This window comes from Paenibacillus sp. FSL F4-0100, from assembly GCF_037993005.1.
In the GTDB taxonomy this organism is placed as follows: Bacteria; Bacillota; Bacilli; order Paenibacillales; family Paenibacillaceae; genus Paenibacillus_AQ.
Genome location: NZ_CP150303.1, coordinates 779,952 through 805,995 on the forward strand (window position 1 = coordinate 779,952; position 26,044 = coordinate 805,995).

The window sequence follows — 26,044 nt, forward strand, 5'->3', positions numbered from 1 at the left end:
GAAAATAATATTGTGATACATAGGTCTAAAGATCTATTGTTTTGAGGAAAAATGAACGAGTGGAGTTTGAAGAGGTCTGTAAGGGGATAAGTAAATAGGAGGTACGACAGCCCGGAACGGCTATAGTTGGCACTAGGTGTTTATAATACTACTTAAGATTCAGTAAAGAGCCATTCATCACCAGGGGTGATATAGTATAATTTCTAAGCGAAGGAGCGATGAACATGAAGGTAGCATTAATTGGAGCAAGCGGAACGATCGGGAGACGAATTACGGAGGAAGCGCTGCGCCGGGGGCACGAAGTCATGGCGGTATTGCGTAATCCGGATCGATTGGATTCAGAGCATGAACGATTAAAGAAAGTCAAAGCGGATGTCATGGATCCTTCATCATTAGAAGAGGCGATTCAAGGGCATGATGCTGTCATTAGCGCTTTTGGTCCGAAGTTCGGCCAGGAAGAGGAGCTCGTTGCAGCCGCACGCACGATTGTAGAGGGAACGAGACGCGGCGGCGTTACCCGTCTATTGATCGTTGGCGGTGCTGGCAGCTTGATTGCCGATAGCGGCGTACCGCTTATGGACACCCCGGAATTTCCGGAGGAGATCAGGCCGCTTGCCCGTGCGCATGCGGATGCTTACGACCTGTATAAGGAAAGCGATCTGGAATGGACGTATGTCAGTCCGGCGGCGATCATCGAGCCGGGGAAACGCACCGGACAGTTCCGGATCGGCATGGATCGCCTGGTGACCGATGATAGTGGAAGCAGCCGAATTTCGGTTGAAGATTTCGCGGTAGCCGTGATCGACGAGCTGGATGATCCGCAGTTTATTCAGTCCCGTTTTACTGTTGCTTATTAATAGAGGGGCATCCTGAGTCGACGGAACGTTTGTGTAGGATATATCGAAGCAAAGGGGAGAGCTTGGATGTATGTTGTAACGTCTGAACAGATGAGGGCACTCGACAACCATACGATTCATCGAATCGGTATTCCGGCGATTGCGCTGATGGAGAATGCGGGTAGGGCAATTGCCGAGGAAGTTCTGAAGCTGTGCCTAGAGCATGATAAGTGAGCCGTTCGCATTCCGCAACAGCCGCTCGGACAGCTGGACATGCTCATGCATTGATGCGGGAGGATGGGCGGTATGAACAGCGGGTATCCATATCATATCATTCGGCAGCGGTGGAGCCCCCATCCGCCGGGAATGACCGGGTTCTGGAGATGAGCCGCCCGTCGCCTGTCGTAGACGGGGAGGTTCCACTGCCCACCGCGCTCGCGGCGCAGGAGCACTGGCTCATTTTGGTGGGCAAGGGCAATAACGGCGGCGACGGGGTGGTCGCTGCCCGGCATTTGCGTGACGCCGGTATGCGCGTGACGCTGCTCTATGCCGCCGAGCCGTCCGCGCTTGCCGGCGAGGCGGCGGTGCAGCGGGATGCCGCGGCAGCGCTCGGCATCCCGGCTCTGGTCCACGGCCGTGAAGCCGTGGACTACGGCGCGTACACCGGCATCGTGGACGCGCTGCTCGGCACGGGCGCGTCGGGCGCGCCCAGCGGCGCTTACGCCGCGCTCATCCAGGCCGCCAATGCAGCGGCCTGCCCATCGTGTCCGCGGATATTCCGAGCGGACTGGACGCCGATACCGGCGCGCGGCACGAGCCGTGCATCTCGGCCGGGGTGACGGTATGCCTCGCCTTCCTGAAGCGAGGCTTGGTGCAGTACCCCGGCGCCGAGGCGGCAGGCCGGGTGGTGGTCCGCTCCATCGGCATCCCGGCATCGCTGTACCGAACGCAAACAAAGGAATCTTTTTGAATACATAAAACCAATGCTATATTCGTAACTTTTCTTTCATTTAAAACCTCAAAAAAGCTTAGGAACAACTCCTAAGCCTTTCTATTATTGAGTAATGCTTGATTGAAATCAGATTTTTTTAATAGCTAATTTAAACAAACTCCATTCTGAAAAATATAAATCAAAATGGAGTTTAACCTTTTTTATTTAGTATTAGATTTTTAATAAAGTTTGATTATTTTTGTACTCCTTATTTCACTAAAGCCGTTAGATTTGAGAGTCTAAGTATTATTGGACTCAATAAAAGCATTTTTAGCAACCATAAGAAACTCTTTTACAGCCGGAGATGCTTCAGAAATTGCAGAACAAGCTAATGCAACATATAGGTAACTTGTTAAATTAAGTTTTCTTATCTCGATGTTTTGTTGACTTTTTAAAAATAACTCTGTACCGATGGTAACGCCAAGCCCTTCTTGTACCATACTAGCAATGGTAGTGCAATCGCGTACTTCAAAACGGATAGATGGTTTGATTTGTGATTCTTTAAATAACTCCTCTATATGTGATTGGTACATTCCAGTTGGCATAATAAAAGGCTCTTTCTCTAAATCGTGCATATCTATCGTTTCTTTATGAAGGAATTTGTGCTCGGGATGAAAAGCTACAACCATATAGTCTTTCATGAGAGGAACTAGATCAAAGCTAGGATTTGCCTTCCCTTTTACAACAAACCCAATGTCTATAATTCCAGATTGTAACCATTCCGTAATCTCTTCATATGTCCCTTCATAAAACTTAAATTCTATTTTAGGATGTTTTTTCTGAAATTTCGCAAGCAATTTAGGTAATAAGCAGGAAGAAGCGCTCGCAAAAGTACCAATACGAATGGTACCCGTTTCTAAGTTCGTTGCTAATGCAACTTCTTGGTTAATTGCATCAATTCTTTTCAACACTTCTCTTATATGTGGTAGTGTTCTTTGTCCTATTTCTGTGAGTGCTATTCCCTTTCTACGGTCCCTAATCAATAATGGGGCTCCTAATTCTGTTTCCAAACTGGAAATAGCATGACTAACAGCTGATTGAGTCATACTTAATTTTTCAGCGGCTTTTGTAAAACTTCCTAACTCTATTACTTTAGATAAAATCTCGAAGCGAACGATGCTCATGAGTAATAACTCATCTCCATTATCAAAAATATCAATTTTACTTATGTTAACATGGCATTTAAAATAAATTCTACCCAAGAAATACCTAAGGAGATGTAAACGTTGGTAAAGAACATCAATCAATTTATTATTATTCTCTTAGCTTTAGGAGCCTTTGTTACAGGAACGGCAGAGTTTGTTGTTTCTGGAATATTAGAAACCATTTCTTTCGATTTAGAGGTATCAATCTCAACTGCAGGACAACTAATAACCATTTATTCGTTATCGTATGCAGTTGGTGCATTCGCACTGGTTTCGTTAACCGCCAAGTTTGAACGTAAAAAAGTATTATTATATGCTATTTTTACTTTTATTTTAGGGAATCTTGTAGCGTTTATTAGTAATGATTATATTATACTAATGTTGTCAAGAATCATTATGGCAATGAGTGGTGGGCTTTACATTGTTGTTGCAACAAACTATGCTGCTCAAATAGCTACAGTAGATAAACGTGGTAGTGCCATGGCAACGATTATCACTGGCTTTACCGTTTCATTAGTACTTGGTGTACCTATAGGGACATTTTTAGCTGCTTATTTAGATTGGCGTAATATTTTTCTAATTATTGCTTTCGTTACAGTACCTCTTTTACTTTTACTTTATAAATTATTACCTAGTATAAAAGGTAATAAGCCCGTACCATTAAAAAAACAGATACAAATTATAAAGGATAAACGGGTCATCACTGCATTAACAACAACTATCCTTTGGATATTAGGATACACCATGGTGTTTGCTTATATCTCTCCGTTGTTAAGTAATTCTGCAGGCTTTTCAATAGAGATGACTAGTATCGCCTTATTTGTTTTAGGCACGTTTTCTTTTATTGGCTCACGTTTTGGTGGATATGCTGTAGACAAATGGGGGCCAAATCAAACGATATCTATTAGTTTATTCGTTCATGCAGTTACTTTACTTGTATTAACATTTACACAGCATTCGATAATATACTTATTTATAACGTTAGCATTTTGGGGAGTAGTGTCTTGGACAGTAACACCTGCCAAGCAATTTTATTTGATTTCACTAAAACCACAATCATCTGAAACTGTACTCAGTTTTAATACAGCATTAATGAACATCGGGATGGTGATAGGCTCTGCTTTAGGAGGTATCATTATAAAGTATACTAACATTATAAATTTGAGTTGGATTGGTAGTTTATTTGTTATTCTTGCTCTCGTTTCTATCAAATACTCTTTTTACTTAAACAACTCTGATTCACGGAATATTGAAATGAAACTACAAACTAGTCAAGAGGAATGACACTTGAATAAAAGTTGCGTAAACAATTAAGGAGTGATTATATATGACTTTAGAGAATTTAAATAAATGGGCGTTTTTCTACTTTTCTCCCGAATTTTCCCCTAAAGAAAATACTGTCATTAACCGTAATGCAATGGGAACATGTGAAATGATAACAATTGGTTTTGATCCTAACGCTAAAAAAGATGGAAGTATTATTGAGATGGCTAAAAAGTTAAAAATGGAAGGTGTCCAATTCATTGAACTATGCGGTGGTTTTGGCCCTACTTGGGTTACTAAAATTAACGAAGCTTTAGATTATGAGATTCCAGTGGGGACCGTAACTTATGGACCCGAATTCAGAAAACAACTATATGATATTATGAATTAAATTAAGCTCCACTACTTATGATGAAATTATGGCAATAGTAAAGGAGGGATTTCATAATTTCACCACTACTTACAGCCAATAAAGCAAAGATTAAGTGTTGAACTCCATATAATGACCGTAAACACAAAAAGCCCAGTTGGCTGACATTACACAACTCTTCACAAATTAGAGTTTCTTTATATGGATGAAAAATCAATATATAGATCCCACGTTTGCATCAATTGAGTGATTGCTTTGTCGATATTTTCATATGGAACAGCATCCCATGCTTGTGTAGATATACCTTGAAGAAATGTATCAAAAAGTACAATCAACATGGAAATATTTGTTGAATCAGGCAACTCCCCATTGGCTACAGCCCGTTCAATACAGTCTTTTAACCAACCACGGCGCCTTTCTCGTTCCTTGACCAGCATCTCTGTGATGTGTTTTTGCTCAGGAGAACAGTTAACGGCTGTCAGAACCAGTAGGCAACCTAAAGGATGAGATTTGTCCGTCTGCAGCCGCGCTTGGCGTGTGGCTGCACGGCCGTGCCGGCGAGCGGGCCGCGCGGCACCGGGGACATCCCGCCTCGGTCATCGCCGGGGATGTCATCGCAGCACTTTGAAGTGAAGATCAAGGGGAGGGCCCTCGGAGGGCCCTTTTTGCATGGAAGGAAGCTATGGGCACTTGAATCAGATCACCCAGCACAAGAGGGGAACGGCCAAGGCAAAGAACGGGGTGGCCAGAGAATTGCTGGAGAACGTATGCTTTCCCCACAAGAAGAGCAGCAGTGTCAAGGCTCCCGCTGCTGCGCGAAGCCAGAGCTGCTCCGGATTCCCGCCTGTGGATAAGGCGAAGAACAGAAAACCGACCGCTCCGTACACGGCGGCTTGTTTACCCTTATGCAGGGAAGGTAGGAACGAGAGAATGGCATCCGCTGCAAGAGACGCGGTCAGCGCGTAACCGTATACCCAGTGCTCTTGCGGCATATAGAGGCCTAACCATTCCGAAGCTTGATCAGCGCTGGAAGGCCACACCCAATCAAGCAGGCTCAGCAGCAGCACAACGATGCCGGCACTGGCGAGCTTGTTTAATGCATAAAACCCCATGTCCATCCGGGCAGACCGTTTGGGAATTTCGGTGTTCATTGTACACATCCTCTGCTCGTTATTCATAGAATTCTCAGATGCTTGCGACATCCATGCTAGCTGGTTACCATCTGCCCTCCGTTGACGTGAATAGCCTGACCCGTGACAAAAGAGGAACAGATGGATGACGCCAGGTAAACATAGGCGGGTGCCAGCTCGTAGGGCTGTGCGGCCCGCTTCATCGGTGATTTCGTTCCGAATACGGCGACCTCTTCAGCGGAGAAGCTGGATGGGATGAGCGGCGTCCAGACTGAGCCGGGAGCGACGGAATTGACGCGGATGCCTTGATCGACCAGCGAAAGGGCCAGGGATCGGGTAAGGGAAACAATGGCGCCTTTGGTTGAGGAATAGTCGATGAGCTCCTTTAAACCGTCATAGGCGGTAATGGAGGCCGTGTTGATGATCGACGCCCCGGATTTCATGTGGGGCAGCGCTGCCTGGATCATGAAGAAGAAGGGAAAGATATTCGTTTGATAGGTGTGATGGAGCTGTTCTTCCGTGATGTCCAAGATGCTGCGCTGCACATACTGGACGCCATGGTTGTTCACGAGAACATCCAGCTTGCCGAAGCAGGCTATCGTTTCGTTAACCACGGCTTCGCAGTTTTTTTTGTACCGCAGATCAATCTTCATTAAGAGGCATCGTCTGCCGAACGATTCAGTCCGTTGTTTCGTCACCTCCGCATCCGAAGTCTCATATAAGTATGGGATGACCAGATCGGCACCTTCCTTGGCGAAGGCAATGGCGGCCGCTTTGCCGATACCGCTGTCTCCCCCAGTCACAATAGCGATTTTGCCATCCAGTTTACCGCTGCCTCGGTACGCGGGATCTTCGCTGATCGGACGCGGAGACATTAGACTCTCCAGGCCCGGCTGGCAGTGTTGATGCTGTGGAGGGAAAGCGATGGGCTGTTCCTTGCATTCGGTTTTGGAGCCTACGTAGGGAATGGGCTGTTGGGGATTCATTTCAGTCCTCCTTTTAGGTTGTTATCGTTGAACGTCGATGCTTTATCTCTATGCATTCGCCTAGTCCGGGGTGCCGCTTGTGAACAGAATAGGTGAAAGGTCGTGCTTTTACGTGTCGGCGCTATTGGGAATGGATGAAGAAGAGTGGCGAGGAATTGATCGCGGAATAGCGATCCAGCGCCGCTTTCGCTGCATCGCTATGAAGTATATGAACGGGATCATCACATTACCCAGGAAGTTTGGGGAGGAAATGAGCGTAGTGGTTCGCGAAATACCAAGGTTCAATTGCCGGTGCTGCTGCATTGACAAAAGCGCAGACACATTGATACGATGATATTAATTCTGACAAGTTTGCTCTGATTTATATTGGCAAACGTCGGATTTAAGAGCGACTGCTTACGGAAGACTTTGCCGTACCTTTGTAAAGTCTTCTTTTTCTAAAGATGTTGGCTAAGGCCGTCTGACTCTAAGTCGAGAGGACCTTACATAGCGATCTTATGAATGGATGAGATGGCGACACTATAAGATAAGCCGAGGTGAATGATTATGGCGAAAGCTGTTATTATTAACGGGAGTCCCACAGCCGGATCCCGATTGAATGCGATTATGGAGCATGCGGAGCAGGCATTGACTGCTGCGAATTTCGAGGTTAGCCGAATCGACGTGGCCGGGCTGCCGCCTGAGGATTTGATTCATACCAAGTTTGAGAGCGAGCATATTGTCAAAGCGAACGGGCTTGTGGCCGAGGCTGATGCCGTGATTGTGGCAAGTCCGGTTTATAAAGCTTCGTTTACGGGCGTTCTGAAAACATTTTTAGACCTGATTCCGCAAAAAGGATTGGCCGGCAAAATCGTGCTTCCGATGTTCATCGGCGGCAGTCTCGCGCATCTGCTGGCGATTGATTATTCGCTTAAGCCCGTGCTTTCTTCGATCGGAGCCCGTCATATTCTAGGAGGCGTGTACGCGGTGGATGCCCAGGTGGCACGTACTGAGGATGGCGGATTCGATGTAGCGGAAGTGCTTCAGGAACGCTTGACCTCTGCCATGGAGGAATTAATTGAAGAAACCCGTTACCGGATAGAACGTGCTTAAGGATGGCATGAGTGAACGGCAGCGATATGAAAGCGATAGAGATCATATGGAGGGATACCATTTGCAAAAGCTAGTGTTTTTTGTCGGTGTGGCCGGTACAGGCAAGACAACCGTAGCCAAGAAGCTTGCAGTCCGTATACCGGCTGCATTTCTCGACCGCGATACGGTGGGGGGACGCTTTGTTGAGAAGTTCCTGGAAAGTAACGGACTGGATCCGAACGATCGCGACTCTTCCTTTTATAAGGAGAACCTGCGCGATCTGGAATATGATACGACCAAGGACATTTGCATCGAGAACCTGGGTGCCGGACAAAATGTCTTTATGATTTCTCCGTTTACCGCGGAGCTCAAGAGCCGCCAATGGATTGAAGAAGTCATCGCATCGGCAGGTTTAACGAAGAGCGACGTTGACGTGAAGGTCATTGTGGTCGCGCTCAAAGACATGGATTTGCAGAAGGAACGGATCGTTGACCGACAGACCGAGCGGGATCAGTGGAAACTGGATCATTGGGACGACTTCAAGAAGCGCGTCGATTTCGTTCCGGAAGTGAACTGGGACATTCCTCAGACGTCCATTAAGGTATTCGATAACAGCGGCGATCTGACGGAAGAGAAGGTCGAGGAGCTCTATCAATTTATCGTAAGCGAATAGCATATCGGGACAACCGCATTCGATATAATATAAAAAAGTGCGTCATTCCAGGTGCCGGTGAGCCCTGTGATGGCGCATTTTTTGGATATCGACGAGGCATCAACAACTCTAAGGAAGCCTTCCTCTTATGGCAAAAAAGGAGGCGCTGCACGTGTTCATTCTTCAGGGAAATGTCCTATGCTTATGCTCATATATATCGAGCGATGATCCTGAATTGGAACCATTGCTGGAATAATATATAGTAGACTAGTAATTATAGGTTTCACAATCAAGGAGGGGAAGCGCTTGGATAACGCTGCTATGCTTGCCTATCTGCGAAGCGTTGTGTTAATGAGGGACCGTGTCCCGTCATTTCATGAATATCCTTTTAATTTGCCGGCGGTTGCGGCTTTGGACGGACTCCATTTTCATCCGAAGGTCACTTATATCGTGGGCGAGAATGGTATGGGCAAATCCACGCTGCTGGAGGCGATTGCCACGGCCCTTGGGTTTAATCCGGAAGGAGGAACGATGAACTTCTCGTTCTCAACCGAGGAGACGCATTCCAAGCTTCATGAATATATACGAACCGTTCGAGGCGTACGCAAACCGCGTGACGGGTTTTTCTTTCGGGCGGAGAGCTATTATAATGTCGCGACGAATATCGACCGGTTGGATGCCGAATGGAGCTTCGGCCCGCCCATCAAAGATTCCTACGGCGGCAAATCGCTTCACCAGCAATCGCATGGAGAATCGTTTTTCGCCACTTTTTTGAACCGGTTTTGGGGGAATGGCCTGTACATTATGGACGAGCCGGAAGCGGCGTTGTCCCCATTTCGCCAAATGGCGCTGCTCAGACGCATCCATGACCTGGTCCAGGAAGATTCGCAGTTTATTATTTCCACGCATTCGCCGATTGTTATGGCCTATCCGGATTCCGTCATCTATAAGCTGACTTCCGAAGGGGTGGAAGAGTCGAGCTTGGAGGAAACGGATCATTATATGATTACGAAGGAATTTGTGAATCGCCGGGAAGCGATGCTTCATGAATTGTTTGCAGACGATGAAGAATAGCCATATATCAAGTGTGAAGGGTTCCGAAGGCGTTAGTTGGCCTTACCGGGCCCCTTTTTTGTATAGCAGCGGGGATTTAGACTAGGCGAATCGTTATGAAGGGCATACCATGGGGAGTTTTTCTGGAAGGGTGTCTTCTTTAGGGATTCAGGCGGCTCAAATCCCCGCAGTAAACTTCGAATGATCTAAGTAGTTTAGTGATAAAACATGAATTAAAAGGGAAATTCGGTAATGAAAACATGAAAATGGTGTTTACAAGTTAGAATCATTGAACTAAAATAAGATCGAGGTGAAATGCTCTGGAGAACGGAAGAGAAGCAAGCGTGGAGAGACTCATGGATATGTACCGTGAGTTATCGGATAAAATGACGAGGCATCGCGTCGTATCTTTTTTGAATCACTTGAGAAAGAACGATTTAACGATGAATCAATATAAGATTTTAAGTTTGCTCGAGCAGCAGGGTCCGCTGCTTCCCAACCGGTTAGCTGAGCATATGGAGCTTAAGGCTGCAACGATCACGTATTTGGTGGACGCTCTGGGACAACGGGGATTGGTGGTTCGAACGCCCAATCCCAGTGATGGACGAAGCCATTATGTCAATCTTACGGCAGAAGGCCGGCAGCTTGTGCTCGATGCGCGCAGCGAAGGGGATTATGCCGTCATGGAATCCTTCAAGCAGCTGGATGAGGATGAGGCGGATAACCTGTATATTTTACTGCGATTGCTTGGCAAAAAATTATTTCCATAACCCTAGGACTGTACTCTTCGAATCCCGCCTCCAGCTCTGTTAACCAGATCCGGGCGGGGTTACTTTGTTTAGGAGGCTTCATGTGAATACACAAGATAAATCTTCATTTTGGCTTATTATGAGCGCTATCTTTTTCGGTAACTTTCTGGCGGTGCTCAGTATCACCACCATCAACGTGGCATTTCCGGTTGTGATGGAGCAGTTCGATGCCACGCTGAGCACCACCCAATGGCTGATGGCCGGGTACCTGCTCGCCACGGGCATTGTGGCTCCCATCGTAGGCTACATGGGGGACCAGCTCAGTTATAAGAGGCTGTTTGTCCTGGCATTGATGGGTTTTACACTCTCGTCGCTATTATGCGTCGTAGCCTGGAATATCGAGACCTTGATTGCGTTCCGGATTACGCAAGGTGTGTTCGGCGGGATGATTATCCCGATTACGATGACGATCATCTACCAGGTATTTCCCCGGGAACGGCAAGCTTATGCCATGGGCCTATGGAGCCTGGCTTCCATGCTGGCACCGGTGATTGGGCCGACACTTGGCGGATGGCTGGTGCAATATTTTGGCTGGAAATCGATTTTCATTCTAAATATTCCGATCGGCCTGATCTCGATTGTCATCGTAAGCAAATTCATTCCTTTTTACCGACTGACCGGGAAGAAATCGTTTGATTTCCTCGGATTCTTGACAGTGGTGGCAGGCAGTTCTCTTTTGTTGCTTTCCTTCAGCCATGGTAACGACTGGGGTTGGGGATCCTGGAAGACCCTGTCTCTACTCATCTCCGGAGTCTTACTGCTGCTGTTCTTCGTTAAGTGGGAGCTGCGGATTTCATCCCCGTTATTGCAGCTTAAAGTATTCAAATTCCCCCGATTCCGGTACAGCTTGATCCTGAACTGCATCGTGACAATATCCCTGTATACGGGAACCTTGCTGGTGCCGCTCTATTTGCAGACTGTGCTGAAGCTGTCCCCGATGGATACCGGCCTGATCATGCTGCCGGGCGCGATTGTCATGGCAGCAGCGTCGCCGCTTATCGGTAAATTTTATGATCGGATCGGCCCATTCCGGCTGGTGATCACGGGAGTTCTCATCATTGTGGCAGCCACGCTCGCTTTCAGCGGAATCGGCACCAACACCTCGGTTATGTACATTTCCTTGCTGCAGCTGGTTCGCTGCCTTGGCATTGCTTTATGCAATATGCCGTTAACGAACGCAGCGATGAGTGCGGTGTCCAGCGAATATTCAGGTCACGCATCGTCCATCACGAACTGGGCACGACAAGGGCTTGCTTCATTATCGATCGGCATATTCAGCGCACTGGTGGTATCCAGAACATCCTATTACATGGGAGCGGGGGCTTCGACCCAGCGTGCCGCAACAACGATGGGCATTGATGATGTGTTTATGATCGGAACGATGGTGGCTGTTATTGCCATACCTCTTACATTTTTGTTACGGGTCAAAAAGAAAAAATCGGTCCACCCTGTCGCCCTCTGACCCAGCGTTATCGGCCATGCTGGAGAAGATGATCCTTCGGGCTGTTGAAGCTTAGCGCAAGACAGGGTAACTCGAAAGGTATCAAGCGATTGAACGGGGTTGGTTGAACTGCATCATTGGCGTCATGCACAACCTTAAGTTATAGTCAAATAGGACGTTAACCGATGAGAGGGCAGCTGAAGGGCTGCTCTCTTTTTTTGCTATACACCCGTCAATGGATTGGACGAATTATGACAACGCTGTTCTTTTATTGAATTCGCGGTCTGTGGTAGGGTGAAGTATACGAATGTGCAGGTGGTAGGAGGAGCTTATGGAATTTATACGGAAGCTGTGGATTTTCGGTTATCAGCAGGCCTTGTCCTGCATATTTCCAGTGATTATCTTCGGCGCGCTGGGACTGACCAAGGTGATTGAAATTCCCGGTTTGGCGCGGTATGATCTCATCCTTCTCATATGTGTACTGGCACAAATCGGGATGTTGGTGAGCAAGCTGGAGACATGGGATGAGCTGAAGGTCATCTGTGTCTTTCACATCATCGGTTTGATGCTGGAGCTGTATAAAGTGCATATGGGCTCATGGTCTTACCCGGAGGAGGGCTGGAGCAAAATCGGCGGCGTCCCGCTGTACAGCGGCTTTATGTACGCCAGTGTAGCCAGTTATATATGCCAGGCATGGCGCCGAATGAATTTGCGCATCACCGGCTGGCCGCTGCCTGTGCTGACCGTGCTGATCAGCGCAGCGATCTATGCCAACTTCTTCACCCATCACTACGTGTGGGATGCACGCTGGCTTCTCACGGCATTGTTGTTCGTGGTTTTTGGCAGAACCATGGTGTATTTTGATGTGGACGGAAAAACCCTGCGGATGCCGCTGGTGCTGTCGTTTCTGCTGATTGGCTTTTTCATCTGGATCGCTGAGAATATTTCTACGTTTCTTGGGGCCTGGACCTATCCGGGTCAGGAGCGGACATGGAGCATTGTGCATATCGGCAAAATCAGCTCGTGGTTTCTGCTGGTGGTGATCAGTGTCATTATTGTGGCTCAGCTGAAGCATCTGAAACAGGGCAGAGGACCGGCCAAAGACAATCCGAAGGGAACGGTCATGTAAATCCAGTTTAGCGAATTTGACCATTCATTCGAAATCATGTATCCTATGGCTAATTAAGGTATGGAAGACTAACGTTGCGACTCGAGCTGTAAGGCGAGAGACTTTTTATGAACATAGATGTTTGGAACAGATGAACCGCGCGAAGCAGAAGGGAGGAGTATTCACATGAAAAAAAGATCATTGGCGTCTTTGGCAAAAGGCATGGGATACTCCACCGCTGTTTTCTTTGATCCGTCCGATTATGGGAGAAGTGTGTCCAAAATCGGATATTCAGCGATCAAGGATCCTTCCATTCGGTAACCGGATGAGGATGCAGTGGAATTGAACACCACAGGTCGCTTGCTTGTGGTTGCATAGATCGGTATGTACACCACAGGTGCGCTGTGGTGTTTTTTTGTGTTTCTAATGCTTCAAACAAAGGAGAGGATACCATGTTTATGCAAGGGAAACAGATTAATGTCAAGTCGGTAGAGGAATCGGATGTAGAGGCACTGCTGAAGCTCGAGAAGGATAACCGGGACTTTTTTCAGCGGTTTACGGGCTTAAGGGAAGAGAGCTTCTACACCCATCAGGGTCAGCTTGAGCGGATCCGAAAGGCCATGGAAGCCAGCAAGGCAGATCAAGGGTATGTTTATGTGATTGGACTGCAGGACACCGGAGCGACTATCGGCGAGATTATGCTGACCGAAGTGGTGCGGGGGAATCTGCAGAGCTGCTGGATCGGTTACTTTCTGGACCAAGACCACAACGGAAAGGGCTATATGACCGAAGCGGTTCAATTGATTGTGAAGTTTGCCTTTCAGGAATTGAAGTTTCACCGAATTGAGGCGGGTGTGATGCCGCACAACCTCGGCTCGATCCAAGTGCTTTTGAAAGCTGGATTCCATAAAGAAGGCATTGCCCGGAAAAACGTGAAAATCAACGGGACATGGGAAGACCATCAGACGCTGGCTATTTTGAATGAAGCCGATGAGGAACAGGCGTCTCCAATTCAGCGGTACAATCCGCCAGGTATCGCCCCGCCGATCGGGCCTTATACCCATGTAACCAAGGTTCCGAGAGGGGCTGAGCTGTTGGTCTTCTCCGGTCAGGTGGGAACCGATAGGGAGGGGAACTTGCCGGAAGATATGAAGCAGCAGGTGGAGAATACCTTGGCGAACATTGAGAGGTTATTGGCAACGGAAGCGATGTCGGCGGATCATATCGTCAAAATCAACATTTGGGCGGCTCAGGAGGTCGACTGGGATCACTTCCACCAGGTATGGGAGAAATTCCACAGGGGGAAGGCGCCGGCTATGACGATGGCCTACGTACCGGCACTGGCGATGCCGTCCATTCAGGTAGAGATTGAGGTATGGGCAGCGAAGGGGTAAAACGACCAGGAGGATAGATTGAATCTTCAGCTCCTTGGTTTCAACAAAATTAGCTGCTGATCAAGCAAAGAAGCGATGGTTTTTATAGGCAACCACGCGATAACAAGCGTCAAAATCTTTGTTCATTGTTGACAGACATATATTGGGTATGTATATTGTAATTACCGACTATCTAGTCGGTAATTACAATGAGAGATGGGTGCATGTCATGGAAAAAAAATATGGCCTTCAACCGCCGATACCATTCAGCTTCAAATCTGTAGCAGGGTTCATCGTTATTTTTATTATTTGGCAAGGCGGCACTTTATTATGGTTAAATCTTGTTAATGCTTTGATTCCCGCTACTCGCTCAGGATTACCTAGTTTAATCACACTTTATTTGTCTTTTTTATTCCTTATTCTCGGCATCTTCCTTGTCACCAAATATTTCTTCAAAATTCGTTTTAGAACATTTTTGTTTGAAGGCAAAAGGCCCGATTTCCGAAAGTTTGCGATTTATTTCTTGTGGTATTTTATGGCGCTTATTTTGTATTTGCTTGTCGATATCGTCGTGCATCCTCAAGCTTTTACGCTTCATTTTGACCCGCTTCCATGGTTAGGTGTACTCATTGTTACCGCTCCTTTGATTTTGGTTCAAAGTGCTGCTGAAGAGATTTTGTTCCGAGGTTATATGTACCGTATGTTTAGATCATTAAGAGGCGGTGTATTCTGGTCCATTTTCATCACTTCCCTAATTTTTGCCCTGATCCATGGTTTTAACCCCGAAATGCTAAACTACGGGATTTTTGGACCGTTGTATTACCTGCTGGGGGCATTCTTTCTGGGAATCGTTGCCTACCACACCAATGGTCTGGCTGCTCCCATCGGAATCCATTTTGCCACGAACATTTTTAATACATCCATTTGGGGATATGGATCATCGACGCTGGAAAACATGGGGCTGCAAAATATTGTATACCGCCACACGCTAGATATGCCGTTTGCATTTTCTATGGTTTTTGCTATTGTTATCTCATATGGTGCTTTTCAATTTTTCAAGCATAAAAGGAACCGTTCATAAGGTTCCGGGAGGAGCTTATGACCAGAAGGCGATTGCCAGCAGAAGAAGCAAAAACGATTATATTGAACCATGCCAAGTTATTATTTATTGAAAAAGGTTATGATCGAGCTACAATGGACGATTTATGTGTATCGACACAGATGAGTAAAGGCAATTTGTATCATCATTTTAAAAATAAAGAGGTACTCTTTCTCCAATTGCTTACCCAGCATGCCGAAGACATGTCACAAAAGTGGCTTCGTTCGGCCGAGCAATCCACGTCTCCCAGCGAACAGTTGCTTGAAATGGCTGATTTATTCGGACGAGATTGTGAAAGTCCCTTAATCCAAGCACTCGAAGAGTATGCTAAAACACTTTCAAGCGAATCCGAAGCATTGGCTACATTGAGAGAGATCACAGAAGTAGCCTATCGTGCGATTAGACAAGTGCTGCAAAAAGGGATCGAGCAAGGCGTTTTTATTAATGAAGATATCGAAACGTTGAGTTTTGGCGTGATGTCCACATTAGCTGGAGCAACGCAGCTCTGCCTAACGATGCCAAAATTAAGCGGGGACGAATATGCAGCCCTGCATGTCAATGCGATCAAGCTGCTTTTAAAGGGAATATCGATTGATGATCCCAACTGAAAAAAGAGAACACACTTGCTGAAAAATATTCATTGCTCGGACAATCGATGGTCGATAGATGTGCATCGTCGGCTTTCTTTACCCAGGCGATCTACTAGGCACTTCCCCCATCGATCCGGGTACAGCTTTTTTAGCAGCCTTCGGCTCTGCCTGGCGAATTCATCCGGAGTGGTGTCTTCAATGACGTGGCTGTTTCTAAACCGCTCCTTTAATTGCCCGCTCCTTTTTCTCCTGATGAAACTTCGTGAGATTCCAAGAAAAGCGCATGTTTTATGCTTGACGTTATGAAACATAATAGTTATTATAGATCTGTAAAGTCCTTAATTGAGGTGATGTTGAATGAAGTACTCCAAGGCTACCGATTATGCCCTCCATACAATGCTCTTTCTTACTGCGGCGACGCCCCAAAAACCAATAGGTGTACAGCAGTTGGCGGAGCGACAAAGTGTCTCTCCAACCTATTTGTCCAAAATACTGACAAAGTTGGTGAAGGCGGGCATGATTGAATCGATAACGGGGGTGAATGGCGGCTATCGACTCAAACGAAATTGGGAAAATATTTCGTTCCTAGATATTATTCATGCGATTGAAGGTTCGGCTTCCTTGTTCGATTGCAGTTTCGAGCATGGACCAGGATGCCCGATTCAAAAGGTGGTGTTATCGGCAGAAGAGAAGATGGAAGAACAGTTGAGAAATCAGAAAATGTCGGATCTTGTGCGGGAACATAATATAGTCATATGACACTTCTTTTTTTTAAGCCAATTAGTGACAACAAGTGTCTTTAAAATCTACAATATCGATTTATAACTAACCGGGGTGGCTGTCCTACATGAGCCGCGATTTGGATCAAGAAGCGGCCGTGCCGCCGGATGTGTCTGCCGATCGCATCATGAAACTTGTGATGGACCAAAAGGCGTACCTTGGTGAACAGCATGAAGGACAAGAGTGACCCTGGCAAACGGGAAGGAGAGGAGACCATGAATATGAAAGCAATTGCGCTTGGACAATACGAGGGAGCGAAATATCATCCTTTTACGAATATTGATCACGAATTACTAACCATATTTGAACATATGGACATGGACGTTGAATGTACGGATGATTACGCCGTGCTTCAGGAGGATAAGCTGGAGGGCTATGATCTGTTTATATCGTACGCGGATTTTTCGGATCTGGAGATACCCGAAGATCAGGTACAAGCGCTCATATCCTATGTGAGAAACGGCGGAGGACTGCTAGTTATCCACAACGGTATCTCGCTGCAGCAAAGCAAAGAGCTGGAAAAGTTAATCGGCGGCAGGGTTACGGGACATCCGGAATATACGTCACTGCCAGTTCGATATAATCAAGGGAGTCACCCTATTGTGGAGAACTTAAGCGATTTTACGATAGATGAAGAACCGTTTCGGTTCGAGCTGAGTCCGCATGAATCGGCGGTTATACTTGCCGAATATGTGCATGATGGCCAGCGGTGGCCTGCTGCGTGGGCACACACATATGGCTCTGGCCGCGTGGTATATCTGATGCCGGGGCATCATCTTCCATCTTTCCAGGTAGAATCCGTGCGTAAACTGATTCGGAATAGCGGAATGTGGGCTGCACGGGGGAGAGTAGAGTAGAGATCGACCACTAATTTTATGTAAACGTGCACCACTATTAAAGTGGTATTTTTTATTGCGCCACGCATGGCGATTAACTAGGTGGTGAAATCCACAATTTAACCCATACGTATCTTATTATCAAAAGGGGAGCGAGAAGATGGATGTATTCGAAAGCCAGTATGAATTGATCCAACGTACAAGGGAATCATTATTTAGTTATTGCGAAACTATGTCCCCCACAGATTATGTTAAAGAAGTTGAAACCTTAGGCGGAGTTTCTATTCGCAGTCTGCATGCTCATGTAGCCGATTGTTATAGGGTATGGTTGGGGAGTCGTGCCCTTGGTCAATCACTTCCCAAAATAAAACCAGAATTCGTTGACAATGTACAGGAAATGCGTGAAGTTTTTAAGAAAACGGATGCCCTGGTTCATGAATTTCTGAATGAATTTAAAAACAAATGGGATCCTACCATTCCAGCATCCTGGCAGAGTAGCAGCGTAGAGTTAACCGAATTATGGCTTTTTACGCACACCATCACCCACGAATTTCATCATAGGGGGCAAATTGTAAAAATGGGCAGGCAACTCGGGTATATCCCGCCGAAAATGAACCTCGTTAAACCTTAGTGATCGTCATAGAAATACTTTCGGAAATGAAATCGAAAAAAATATTACTTTTAAGATGCCCGATTCAAAAGGTGGTGTTATCGGCAGAAGAAGAGATGGAAGAACAGTCGAGAAATCAGAAAATGACTGATCTTGTGTGAGAACTGAATATAGTTACATAACAAGCAATTCTTTTTTCGACTAATTAAAGACAACTGATATCTTTAAAGTCTATAATATTGGATTATTACGAGGAGAGTGGAGAATATGCAAGCAGCGACGCCAGAAGCACAGCATAATGCGGTGCAAAAATATAAAGTTATTCCAATCATGGTTTCCTTACTATTAAGCGGATTTATTGGGATGTTTAACGAGACGGCTTTAAACGTAGTGCTCAGCGATTTAATCAACCAGTTTCATATCACCGCCGCAACCGCCCAATGGCTGACAACAGGTTACTTACTGACCCTCGGCATATTGGTTCCGATTTCCGGGTTGTTTCTCCAATGGTTTTCAACCAGACAATTGTTCACGGCTTCGCTCTTATTGGCTTTACTCGGCACAGCGGTGGCGACCGTTTCCCCGGGATTTGAGTTGCTCATGATTGCACGAGTCATTCAAGCTGCGGGCGTAGCGGTCATCCTGCCGCTGATGTTTCACACAGTGCTTGTCATTGTTCCACCTGAGAGGCGAGGGACGACCTACGGGCTGATCGGGCTTGTCCTTGTGGTTGCTCCTGCTGTCGGACCTACCCTTTCCGGTATGTTGATCGAGCAGCTTAGCTGGAACTGGATTTTCGGATTGACCCTTCCCGTTTTGGCGTTTTCTCTTCTGTTTGGAATGCGATATATGCAAAATATATCGACGATTACCAAGCCGAAAATAGATATCTATTCGCTTATCTTATCCACGCTTGGCTTCGGCGGAATTGTATTTGCTTTTAGCAGTGCAGGGGAAGGGGAAGGAGGATTTGGAGCGCCCAAGGTCGTGATTCCGATGATTGTCGGCATGTTGGCGATTATGATATTTGCGGTACGGCAATTGCGAATGAAGCAGCCGATGATGGATTTGAGGGCATTCAAACAGCCTATGTTTACGGTTGGCACTGTTATGCTTATGATTGCCGTAATGGTGATGATGGCAGCCATGATTATGTTGCCCTTGTATTTGATCAGAGGCCTCGGCCTTAACGCTTTTTCGGCCGGACTTGTTTTGTTGACCGGGGGGATTGTGAACGCGATCACGCAACCGATTATGGGCAGAATATTCGATAAATTTGGGCCGAGATGGGTTGTTCCCGCGGGTATGGCCTTGATATCCGTCGTTCTCTGGTTTCTCTCAGGAATTACGACAATGACGACAATAACCCAAATCATTGTGCTTCACACCTTTTTGATGATCGGGATCTCCATGGTCTGGATGCCTTCGCAGGCGAATGGACTGAACCAATTGCCTCCTTCACTTTACCCGCACGGTAGCGCGATTATGAATACGGTCCAGCAGGTGGCGGGTGCGATCGGCATAGCGGTTGCGGTAAGTATCATGTCTGTGGGCATGAGCAGCTTTCTGAAGCAAACGGCAGACCAGACGGACCCTGCTAACGCCGCGCTTGCTTTGACAGAAGGGATACAACATGTTTTTGATATTGCTGTTGTCGTTGCGATTGTAGGTTTTATCTTTTCTCTATTCATGAAGCGTGTTCACATATTGGAGCAGAAATAATCCTCAATATTTGAAATTTGAAAATCAACCAGCGCGGCCAGCAGTTTCAGCGGCACGGAACCGATCACGTACAGAAATGTCACCTTCATAAATGATGACACATTATTGTATTACATTTTATTGTAGCCGATCATATGATATAAAAAACCTCCGAGATCCCTGGTAAGGGAATCCCGGAGGTTTGTGTATTTGGAGAGGTTTTTATAGATCGTCAAAACCGTTGTCGTCGCCAACTTTGCCGTAGTTACGGGATTTAGCTTCGAAGAAGTCGGTCTTCGTCGCGTTAAGGGCTTCATCGGAGAAAGGCTTGATCCATGGCATGCAGTTAACGTCCACACCTTCGTAAGCTTTTTCCAGACCCATCATGGTGATGCGACGGTTCGCGATGTACTTGATGTAATCGCCCAATTCGTTCAGATCGATGCCGCGCACATTGCTGAGCGTGTAGTGGGCCCAGTTGGTTTCGAGCTCGACGGCACGGTCAATGGTGCGGTACAGGTAGTCGATGTTCTCTTTGGAGTTCAGCTCAGGGAAATCCTTGAGCAACTGCTTGAACACTTCGGCGAAGAAGTAGCAGTGCTGGTTCTCATCACGCTGAATATAGGAGATCATCTGGCTGGTTGCCATCATCTTCTGGTCACGAGCGAGGTTGTAGAAGAAGGCAAATGTACTGTAGAAGAAGATGCCTTCCAGGATCAGGTCCGCGACCATCGCTTCGAAGAAGGATTGCGGCGACGGATTGTCACGGAAGTTCTGATAAATGTTCGAGATGAACTGGTTGCGTTCCAGAAGTACCGGGTCATGCTTCCAGTATTCGAAGATGTCCTTCTGCTCTTGCTCCGATACGATGGAGGATAGCACGTAGGAATAGGATTGGTTGTGAACCACCTCTTGCTGACCGATGATAGCGGAGATGGCTTCGAGTGACGAATCAGTGAAGTAACGCTTCACGTCGCTGACAAACATCGTCTGCATAGAATCCAGAACAGCGAGCAGGGAGATGTTGATCTTGAAGGTGCGCTGCTCTTCAGGGTCCAGGCGCGGGAACTGCTGCGCGTCCTTGGACATCGGAATCTCGTCCGCGATCCAGTGGTTCAGCAGCAGGACTTTGTACAGCTTATACATATGAGGCATCCGAATGTCGTTCCAGTTCAAGATCCCGGAGCATTCACCCTCAATGACGCGAGTGGAGCGGTTGGGTGCTTCGGTATTAAATATCTTTTGCATTTGCATGCCGATTTTCTCTCCTTGTATATCATAGTAGGGCGGCGCAGAGGCGAAGCCGAGGGATATGGTCCAGCATACTCACGGGACGGGTATCCATCTCCAGCCGCTTGTTGTCCGCCCTTTGCCTGAATGTATTGTAAAGGTTGCAAAGGGCTCCCAAAGGCGGACGTAAACTCTTCCGATTGGATACCCTTACCCTTGAAGTCTTTTATTAGAAAGCATATTCAATCCCACTTACAGCCGTTCGTTGCTTGTAGTGAATCAAACATACAGCGATTCCCAAGGGGAGAGCCAGTCTCAGCGCCGCATGAGAAGCGATTCCCAAAGGGAGAGCGATCCCAGCAGGAAGTAACTCACCAATTGCACGAAGTAACTCATTAGCCTCGCACTAAATTCCAGCGTTCCCGAAGGGAGAAAGCGCTTCTTGCAACTAAAGTAACTTAGAGGCGCCTCATTCACACCCTGCCCACACCTTGCGGGTGTCCAGAGGGCAGAGCCCTTGGGGCCCTCCCTTGGAAGGGAGGGTTTGGGTGGGTTCGAAAATAGGTCTATCGACAGTTAGCTAGCACAGCTTTCGCACTCTTCAATCGTCAGCGCACGGCTGCGTACATAATAAGTGGACTTGATGCCGGCTTTCCAGGCATGCAGGTGCAGCTCCAGGAATTCCGAAGCCCGGATATCAGGGCGGACGTACAGGTTAAAGCTTTGCGCTTGGTCAACGTGACGCTGACGGGCGGCAGCCATTTTGATGGACCAATGCTGGTCGATCAAGAAAGCCGTTTTATAGTACCAGATCGTTTTTTCGGACAGATCCGGAGCCGGGTTAGCCACTTTGTAAGTGGTTTTTTCTTCATAAGACAGAAGTTCGTACAATGGGTCGATGCTCGCCGTGGAACCCGCGATGATCGATGTGGAGCCGTTCGGCGCGATGGCAAACAGCCATGCGTTACGGACACCGTTTTCTTGTACTTCTTGCTGCAATTCGCGCCATTGTTCGGTGGTTACGAACTTGCCTTCATGCTCGCCGTCGGTGTAACCGCGGAACGTGAAGTACTCGCCGCTCTCCCAGTCGGAGCCTTTGAATTTCGGATAGTGGCCTTTTTCCTTGGCCAACTCCATGCTGGATTTAACGAGCAGGTAGTTGATGTGCTCATACAGGTTGTCGTTATATGCAACGGCTTCGTCGGATTCCCAGCGGATGCCTTCCAGCGCCAGCAAGTGATGCAGACCGAAGGTGCCGAGACCGACCGCACGGTATTGGCTGTTGGTATATTGAGCTTGCAGAACTTCAATATTGTTAATGTCGATAACGTTATCCAGCATGCGAACCTGGATCGGAACGAGACGCTCCAGCACACCAGCAGGTACAGCACGAGCCAAGTGGATGGAGTTCAGGTTGCAGACAACGAAATCGCCAGGGATTTTGGAAATTACGATCCGGGTTTGGCCGTCTTTCGTAACCAGCTCCTCTTGCTCAACAACTGTCGGCGATTGGTTCTGCATGATCTCGGTGCACAGGTTGGAAGAGTAGATCATGCCATGCGCAGAGTTCGGGTTCGCACGGTTGACCGTGTCGCGGTAGAACATATACGGTGTACCCGTTTCAAGCTGGGATTTCATGATGCGCTTCATAATGTCGATGGCCTGTACCGTAATACGCGGCAGCAGCGGGCTCGCCACGGCTTCAGCATACTTTTGACGGAATTCGCCTTCGCCTTGTCCTTGATCATAGAAGTCTTCCAGGCCCAGGGGACGGCCGTTCTCGTCTTTCCAGCCCATGATTTTCTTCACTTCATGCGGACAGAACAAGCTCCACTCTTCACGTGCTTCTACAGCTTCCATGAACAGGTCAGGCAGACATACGCCGTGGAACACGTCATGTGCTCTCATGCGCTCGTCACCGTTGTTCAGCTTCAGATCCAAGAAGGACAGAATGTCTTTGTGGAACACATCCAGGTAAACCGCGATAGCGCCTTTACGAGTTCCCAATTGGTCAACGCTAACAGCGGTGTTGTTCAACTGGCGAATCCAAGGGATAACGCCGGAGCTGGTGTTCTTATGACCGCGGATGTCAGAGCCGCGTGCACGGACTTTACCGAGGTACACCCCGATGCCGCCGCCCATTTTGCTGAGACGGGCGATATCCGTATTGGAATCGAAGATTCCTTCCAGGGAGTCGTCCACGGTATCGATGAAGCAGCTGGAAAGCTGGCCGGCTACTTTTTTACCTGCGTTAGACATGGTCGGCGTAGCGGCCGTCATATACAGGTTACTCATGGCCCAGTAGGCTTCTTTGACAAGGTCAAGACGCTTGTCAGCTGGCTCGTTGTGCATGAGGAACATCGCGATGACCATGTACCGTTCTTGCGGAAGTTCCATGACGCGACCGTCAAAGTCGTTTGCCAGGTAACGCTCAGCCAGTGTCAACAGCCCGATGTAATCAAACAGCAGGTCGCGGCTTGGATCGATGCATTCGCCGAGTTCTTCGATTTGTTCTTTGGTGTAGCTGGTCAGAAGATCCTCGCGATAAATGCCTTTCTGTACAAGCTCCGTAATGAGCGGGTAGAAGGCACCGTATGGTTCTTCCGGGTATGCTTTGTATCGGCGGTTGGTGGCCGCTTTTTTATATAAAGAGGTCAGAAACGAACGCGCAGCTGCAAACTTCCAATCCGGCTCCTCTTTGGTTACAAGCTCAAGGGCGGACATCGTGAAGGCGTTGCTGATTTCTTCGCCGGTAACTTGCTCACCGCGCAATTTGGCATTGACGCCGCGAAGCAGGCGCTCTTTATCGAGCATGTCCAATCCTTTTAGAGTCCGGTCGGCATAGACGGAGAGACGAATTTCATCAAAGGCGAGCTGACGGTTGTTCGGTTTAACTACGAGCTGGGGCATGAATAAATTCCTCGCTTTCTTCGGGGGAAATATGAAAAAGGACATCAAAAAAACATTTTCTAAAACCCGCGGGCAGGCTTGAAAATGTCCGTGCGCTGTGATTCGAAAATGACGTTTGCCATAAGCCCATGAATGGGCATGATGTTATGTACAGACGCAAGCTTAACGAACACTTACCTAAAACCCCGTAGGTTGGTGTCTGCTGCATATAGGCAGGTCTCCTGACTTGAGCTACTTCCCTCGGCATTGCCTCCCCTGAGACCTTGATCCGGTTCCTCGGTGGCATATGTCGTATGTGGATGGCTGATAGATCATAAACAGCCTTAGGCCCTTACAGTGGCGGGACCGTGATGGATTTACACCATGCTTCCCTATTAAGCCGGACTGCCTTATAGGTTGATCCGGCACCTACACACACTATATTTGGTTGTTGTTAATCTAATTTAACCCAATATATTGTGTTTGTAAACTATATTCTTAAAATTGAACGCAAAAAGAATTATAGCAAACGAGCGGCCATTGTGCCAGTTAAGAAACTGCCAAAAGGCCATAACATTTCCTGAATTGTGACCAAATGCGACCTTTTCTGCGCAGATACCACGTATATTATCGTTTTGACAAAATAGGATATATTCGTACGGACGAAACGAGGAAGATACACCATATCTTGTATGAAGTTACAGACAGACGGACTTTGATATGGAGGGTCAGAATTGATATGATAACTGTATCCGGGAGTTTAACGCATTCGGAAGCATTCCATATAAATGAGATGCAACGAGGGAGGTATTCAAGATGGCTATAGCGGAGGTAACGGTGATTCCGATCGGAACCGCAACAACGAGCTTGAGTTCTTATGTTGCCGAGATGCAGCGTATATTGAAACAACAGGATGGAATATCCTATGAGCTAACTTCGATGAGCACCATCATCGAGGGAGAGCTTAACATGATCTGGCGGGCGATTGAGGCTTTGCATGAAGCGCCTTTTCTGTCCGGTGCGAAGCGCGTATCGACTTCCGTGAAGATCGACGACCGCAGGGATCAAGTCTCCTCGAGCAAACAGAAGATCCAGTCCGTGCAGGAGAAATTAGGCGGGTAATGCCGCCAGTTACGGAGGATATTTCCGTAAGAATAGGACTTGCATTTTGCTGCTGAAGTATTATAATAATTTTTGTTGTTTCGTGAGGAATATCATCGAACCACATTTGCTGGTGTAGCTCAGGGGTAGAGCAACGCACTCGTAATGCGTAGGTCGGGGGTTCAATTCCCTTCACCAGCATTGTTAGAAAGTCAATAACGGCGCGGTTTTCTGAGATTTTGGAATCGCGCCATTTTTGTTTATTAACCTACACTTCTAACATTCTTCCAACCTTTAGTCGAGTAAAGTGGGTTTTTCGTCCTCGATTTGCTTCCCTAAGATCGAGTCACCAATTGTATTAAGAACAGCTTCTTGCAAGTCGGATAGCACGTGGGAATAGGTATCTAAGGTTACATTAATAGAAGAATGGCCTAGACGTTCCTGAACGATTTTAGGGTGTATACCTGCTTTTAGAAGAAGTGTAGCGCGGGTATGGCGGAGATCGTGAAATCGAATTCTCGGAAAATCCGGGTGTTCCTTAATAATGGTATCAAGAATGCTATAGTAATTCCTCATGAGGTTTCGCGGTCCAAGAGGGGTACCCAAGCTTGTTTGTACGACTAAACCCGAATCTGTGTAGAATTTATTTGTTTCTTTCTCTATCCGCTGTTTTTCAAAATGGTCATGAAGCATTTGTACAGTGTTAGCAAATAGAGCGATTGATCGAATGCTGCTATCATTTTTTGTATCATCAAAGTCATGTCCAACCTCAGCAATTGTATATGCCTGTCTTACAGATATGCTTCTGATGTTTAAGTCTGCATCAATACGTCTTAAAGCAAGGATCTCACTCTGCCTCATGCCGGTAGATGCTGCGAGCTCGAAAGCGACGTAATACTGATTATGAGCTGCTGTATCCAAGAAAATTTTTAGTTGTTTTTCATTCCACACTTCAAACTTTGCCCTTTTCCCTTGGGGAA

The 26,044-nt window shown here is 47.1% G+C and carries 24 protein-coding genes, 1 tRNA gene, 1 pseudogene and 1 riboswitch; of the genes and pseudogenes, 20 read left to right on the forward strand and 6 right to left on the reverse strand.

What is annotated here, in order from left to right; genetic code table 11:
- The first annotated feature begins 224 nt into the window (after positions 1-224).
- Both MHH48_RS03445 and MHH48_RS03450 read left to right on the forward strand, forming a co-directional pair.
- A complete protein-coding gene (locus MHH48_RS03445) occupies positions 225-857 on the forward strand; it encodes an NAD(P)-dependent oxidoreductase (RefSeq protein ID WP_076322255.1) in 633 nt (210 codons plus the stop codon).
- Between the two features lie 66 nt (positions 858-923).
- A pseudogene (locus tag MHH48_RS03450) lies at positions 924-1,776 on the forward strand (NAD(P)H-hydrate epimerase); the annotation flags it as partial.
- A 290-nt stretch (positions 1,777-2,066) separates the two neighbouring features.
- Here MHH48_RS03450 and MHH48_RS03455 read toward each other — a convergent pair.
- The gene (locus MHH48_RS03455; RefSeq protein ID WP_076322673.1) at positions 2,067-2,951 is read right to left on the reverse strand and encodes a LysR family transcriptional regulator; all 885 of its coding nucleotides are present in this window, start codon (positions 2,949-2,951) and stop codon (positions 2,067-2,069) included.
- A gap of 102 nt (positions 2,952-3,053) precedes the next feature.
- On the opposite strand from MHH48_RS03455, the gene MHH48_RS03460 reads away from it, so the two are divergent.
- Together MHH48_RS03460 and MHH48_RS03465 are read left to right on the forward strand one after the other, a co-directional pair.
- On the forward strand, positions 3,054-4,256 hold the full coding sequence (locus MHH48_RS03460; protein WP_076322254.1) for an MFS transporter: 1,203 nt from the start codon (positions 3,054-3,056) through the stop codon (positions 4,254-4,256).
- A gap of 43 nt (positions 4,257-4,299) precedes the next feature.
- Positions 4,300-4,626 (forward strand): DUF6506 family protein, encoded by a 327-nt coding sequence (locus tag MHH48_RS03465; RefSeq protein ID WP_076322253.1) that lies wholly within the window; start codon positions 4,300-4,302, stop codon positions 4,624-4,626.
- A gap of 674 nt (positions 4,627-5,300) precedes the next feature.
- Here the strand turns inward: MHH48_RS03465 and MHH48_RS03470 are convergent.
- Positions 5,301-5,756 carry a hypothetical protein gene (locus tag MHH48_RS03470; RefSeq protein WP_076322252.1) on the reverse strand — a complete coding sequence of 152 codons (456 nt, stop codon included), beginning with the start codon at positions 5,754-5,756 and terminating at the stop codon, positions 5,301-5,303.
- Positions 5,757-5,812: 56 nt separating this feature from the next.
- Positions 5,813-6,721, reverse strand: coding sequence for an SDR family oxidoreductase (locus MHH48_RS03475; protein WP_076322251.1), 909 nt, complete (start codon positions 6,719-6,721; stop codon positions 5,813-5,815).
- 546 nt (positions 6,722-7,267) lie between these two features.
- Here MHH48_RS03475 and ssuE point away from each other — a divergent pair.
- The 14 genes from ssuE (at position 7,268) to MHH48_RS03545 (ending at position 19,865) form a co-directional block, all read left to right on the forward strand.
- The gene (gene ssuE, locus MHH48_RS03480; protein ID WP_076322250.1) at positions 7,268-7,813 is read left to right on the forward strand and encodes an NADPH-dependent FMN reductase; all 546 of its coding nucleotides are present in this window, start codon (positions 7,268-7,270) and stop codon (positions 7,811-7,813) included.
- Positions 7,814-7,874: 61 nt separating this feature from the next.
- Positions 7,875-8,465 carry an AAA family ATPase gene (locus MHH48_RS03485; RefSeq protein ID WP_076322672.1) on the forward strand — a complete coding sequence of 197 codons (591 nt, stop codon included), beginning with the start codon at positions 7,875-7,877 and terminating at the stop codon, positions 8,463-8,465.
- 285 nt (positions 8,466-8,750) lie between these two features.
- Complete coding sequence (locus MHH48_RS03490) at positions 8,751-9,518, forward strand: AAA family ATPase (RefSeq protein WP_237566272.1); 768 nt, start codon at positions 8,751-8,753, stop codon at positions 9,516-9,518.
- Positions 9,519-9,841: 323 nt separating this feature from the next.
- A complete protein-coding gene (locus MHH48_RS03495; RefSeq protein ID WP_256720506.1) occupies positions 9,842-10,267 on the forward strand; it encodes a MarR family transcriptional regulator in 426 nt (141 codons plus the stop codon).
- Between the two features lie 82 nt (positions 10,268-10,349).
- On the forward strand, positions 10,350-11,768 hold the full coding sequence (locus MHH48_RS03500) for an MDR family MFS transporter (protein ID WP_076322248.1): 1,419 nt from the start codon (positions 10,350-10,352) through the stop codon (positions 11,766-11,768).
- 310 nt (positions 11,769-12,078) lie between these two features.
- Positions 12,079-12,876 (forward strand): DUF817 domain-containing protein, encoded by a 798-nt coding sequence (locus MHH48_RS03505; RefSeq protein WP_076322247.1) that lies wholly within the window; start codon positions 12,079-12,081, stop codon positions 12,874-12,876.
- 165 nt (positions 12,877-13,041) lie between these two features.
- Positions 13,042-13,176, forward strand: a complete 135-nt coding sequence (locus MHH48_RS03510; protein ID WP_256720505.1) for a hypothetical protein — start codon at positions 13,042-13,044, stop codon at positions 13,174-13,176.
- Between the two features lie 131 nt (positions 13,177-13,307).
- Positions 13,308-14,249 (forward strand): GNAT family N-acetyltransferase, encoded by a 942-nt coding sequence (locus MHH48_RS03515; RefSeq protein WP_076322246.1) that lies wholly within the window; start codon positions 13,308-13,310, stop codon positions 14,247-14,249.
- Positions 14,250-14,457: 208 nt separating this feature from the next.
- A complete protein-coding gene (locus MHH48_RS03520; protein ID WP_083659631.1) occupies positions 14,458-15,309 on the forward strand; it encodes a CPBP family intramembrane glutamic endopeptidase in 852 nt (283 codons plus the stop codon).
- Between the two features lie 17 nt (positions 15,310-15,326).
- Entirely contained in the window at positions 15,327-15,935 is a 609-nt protein-coding gene (locus MHH48_RS03525) for a TetR/AcrR family transcriptional regulator (RefSeq protein ID WP_076322245.1), read from the forward strand.
- Positions 15,936-16,274: 339 nt separating this feature from the next.
- Positions 16,275-16,676, forward strand: coding sequence for an Rrf2 family transcriptional regulator (locus tag MHH48_RS03530; RefSeq protein ID WP_076322244.1), 402 nt, complete (start codon positions 16,275-16,277; stop codon positions 16,674-16,676).
- Between the two features lie 236 nt (positions 16,677-16,912).
- Positions 16,913-17,554 (forward strand): ThuA domain-containing protein, encoded by a 642-nt coding sequence (locus MHH48_RS03535; RefSeq protein ID WP_256720504.1) that lies wholly within the window; start codon positions 16,913-16,915, stop codon positions 17,552-17,554.
- Between the two features lie 139 nt (positions 17,555-17,693).
- Positions 17,694-18,164: a DinB family protein gene (locus tag MHH48_RS03540; RefSeq protein ID WP_076322243.1), complete on the forward strand. Its 471-nt coding sequence runs from the start codon at positions 17,694-17,696 to the stop codon at positions 18,162-18,164.
- 246 nt (positions 18,165-18,410) lie between these two features.
- A complete protein-coding gene (locus MHH48_RS03545) occupies positions 18,411-19,865 on the forward strand; it encodes an MDR family MFS transporter (protein ID WP_076322242.1) in 1,455 nt (484 codons plus the stop codon).
- 201 nt (positions 19,866-20,066) lie between these two features.
- Here the strand turns inward: MHH48_RS03545 and MHH48_RS03550 are convergent, their stop codons facing one another.
- Entirely contained in the window at positions 20,067-21,098 is a 1,032-nt protein-coding gene (locus MHH48_RS03550; RefSeq protein ID WP_076322241.1) for a ribonucleotide-diphosphate reductase subunit beta, read from the reverse strand.
- 552 nt (positions 21,099-21,650) lie between these two features.
- Complete coding sequence (locus tag MHH48_RS03555; RefSeq protein ID WP_076322240.1) at positions 21,651-23,984, reverse strand: ribonucleoside-diphosphate reductase subunit alpha; 2,334 nt, start codon at positions 23,982-23,984, stop codon at positions 21,651-21,653.
- A gap of 193 nt (positions 23,985-24,177) precedes the next feature.
- Positions 24,178-24,411: riboswitch (cobalamin riboswitch) on the reverse strand.
- A gap of 368 nt (positions 24,412-24,779) precedes the next feature.
- On the opposite strand from MHH48_RS03555, the gene MHH48_RS03560 reads away from it, so the two are divergent.
- Positions 24,780-25,085: an MTH1187 family thiamine-binding protein gene (locus MHH48_RS03560; protein WP_076322239.1), complete on the forward strand. Its 306-nt coding sequence runs from the start codon at positions 24,780-24,782 to the stop codon at positions 25,083-25,085.
- A gap of 108 nt (positions 25,086-25,193) precedes the next feature.
- Positions 25,194-25,265 (forward strand) — tRNA-Thr (locus MHH48_RS03565).
- A 93-nt stretch (positions 25,266-25,358) separates the two neighbouring features.
- Here MHH48_RS03565 and MHH48_RS03570 read toward each other — a convergent pair.
- A complete protein-coding gene (locus MHH48_RS03570; protein WP_076322238.1) occupies positions 25,359-26,015 on the reverse strand; it encodes a site-specific integrase in 657 nt (218 codons plus the stop codon).
- Positions 26,016-26,044: the final 29 nt, after the last annotated feature.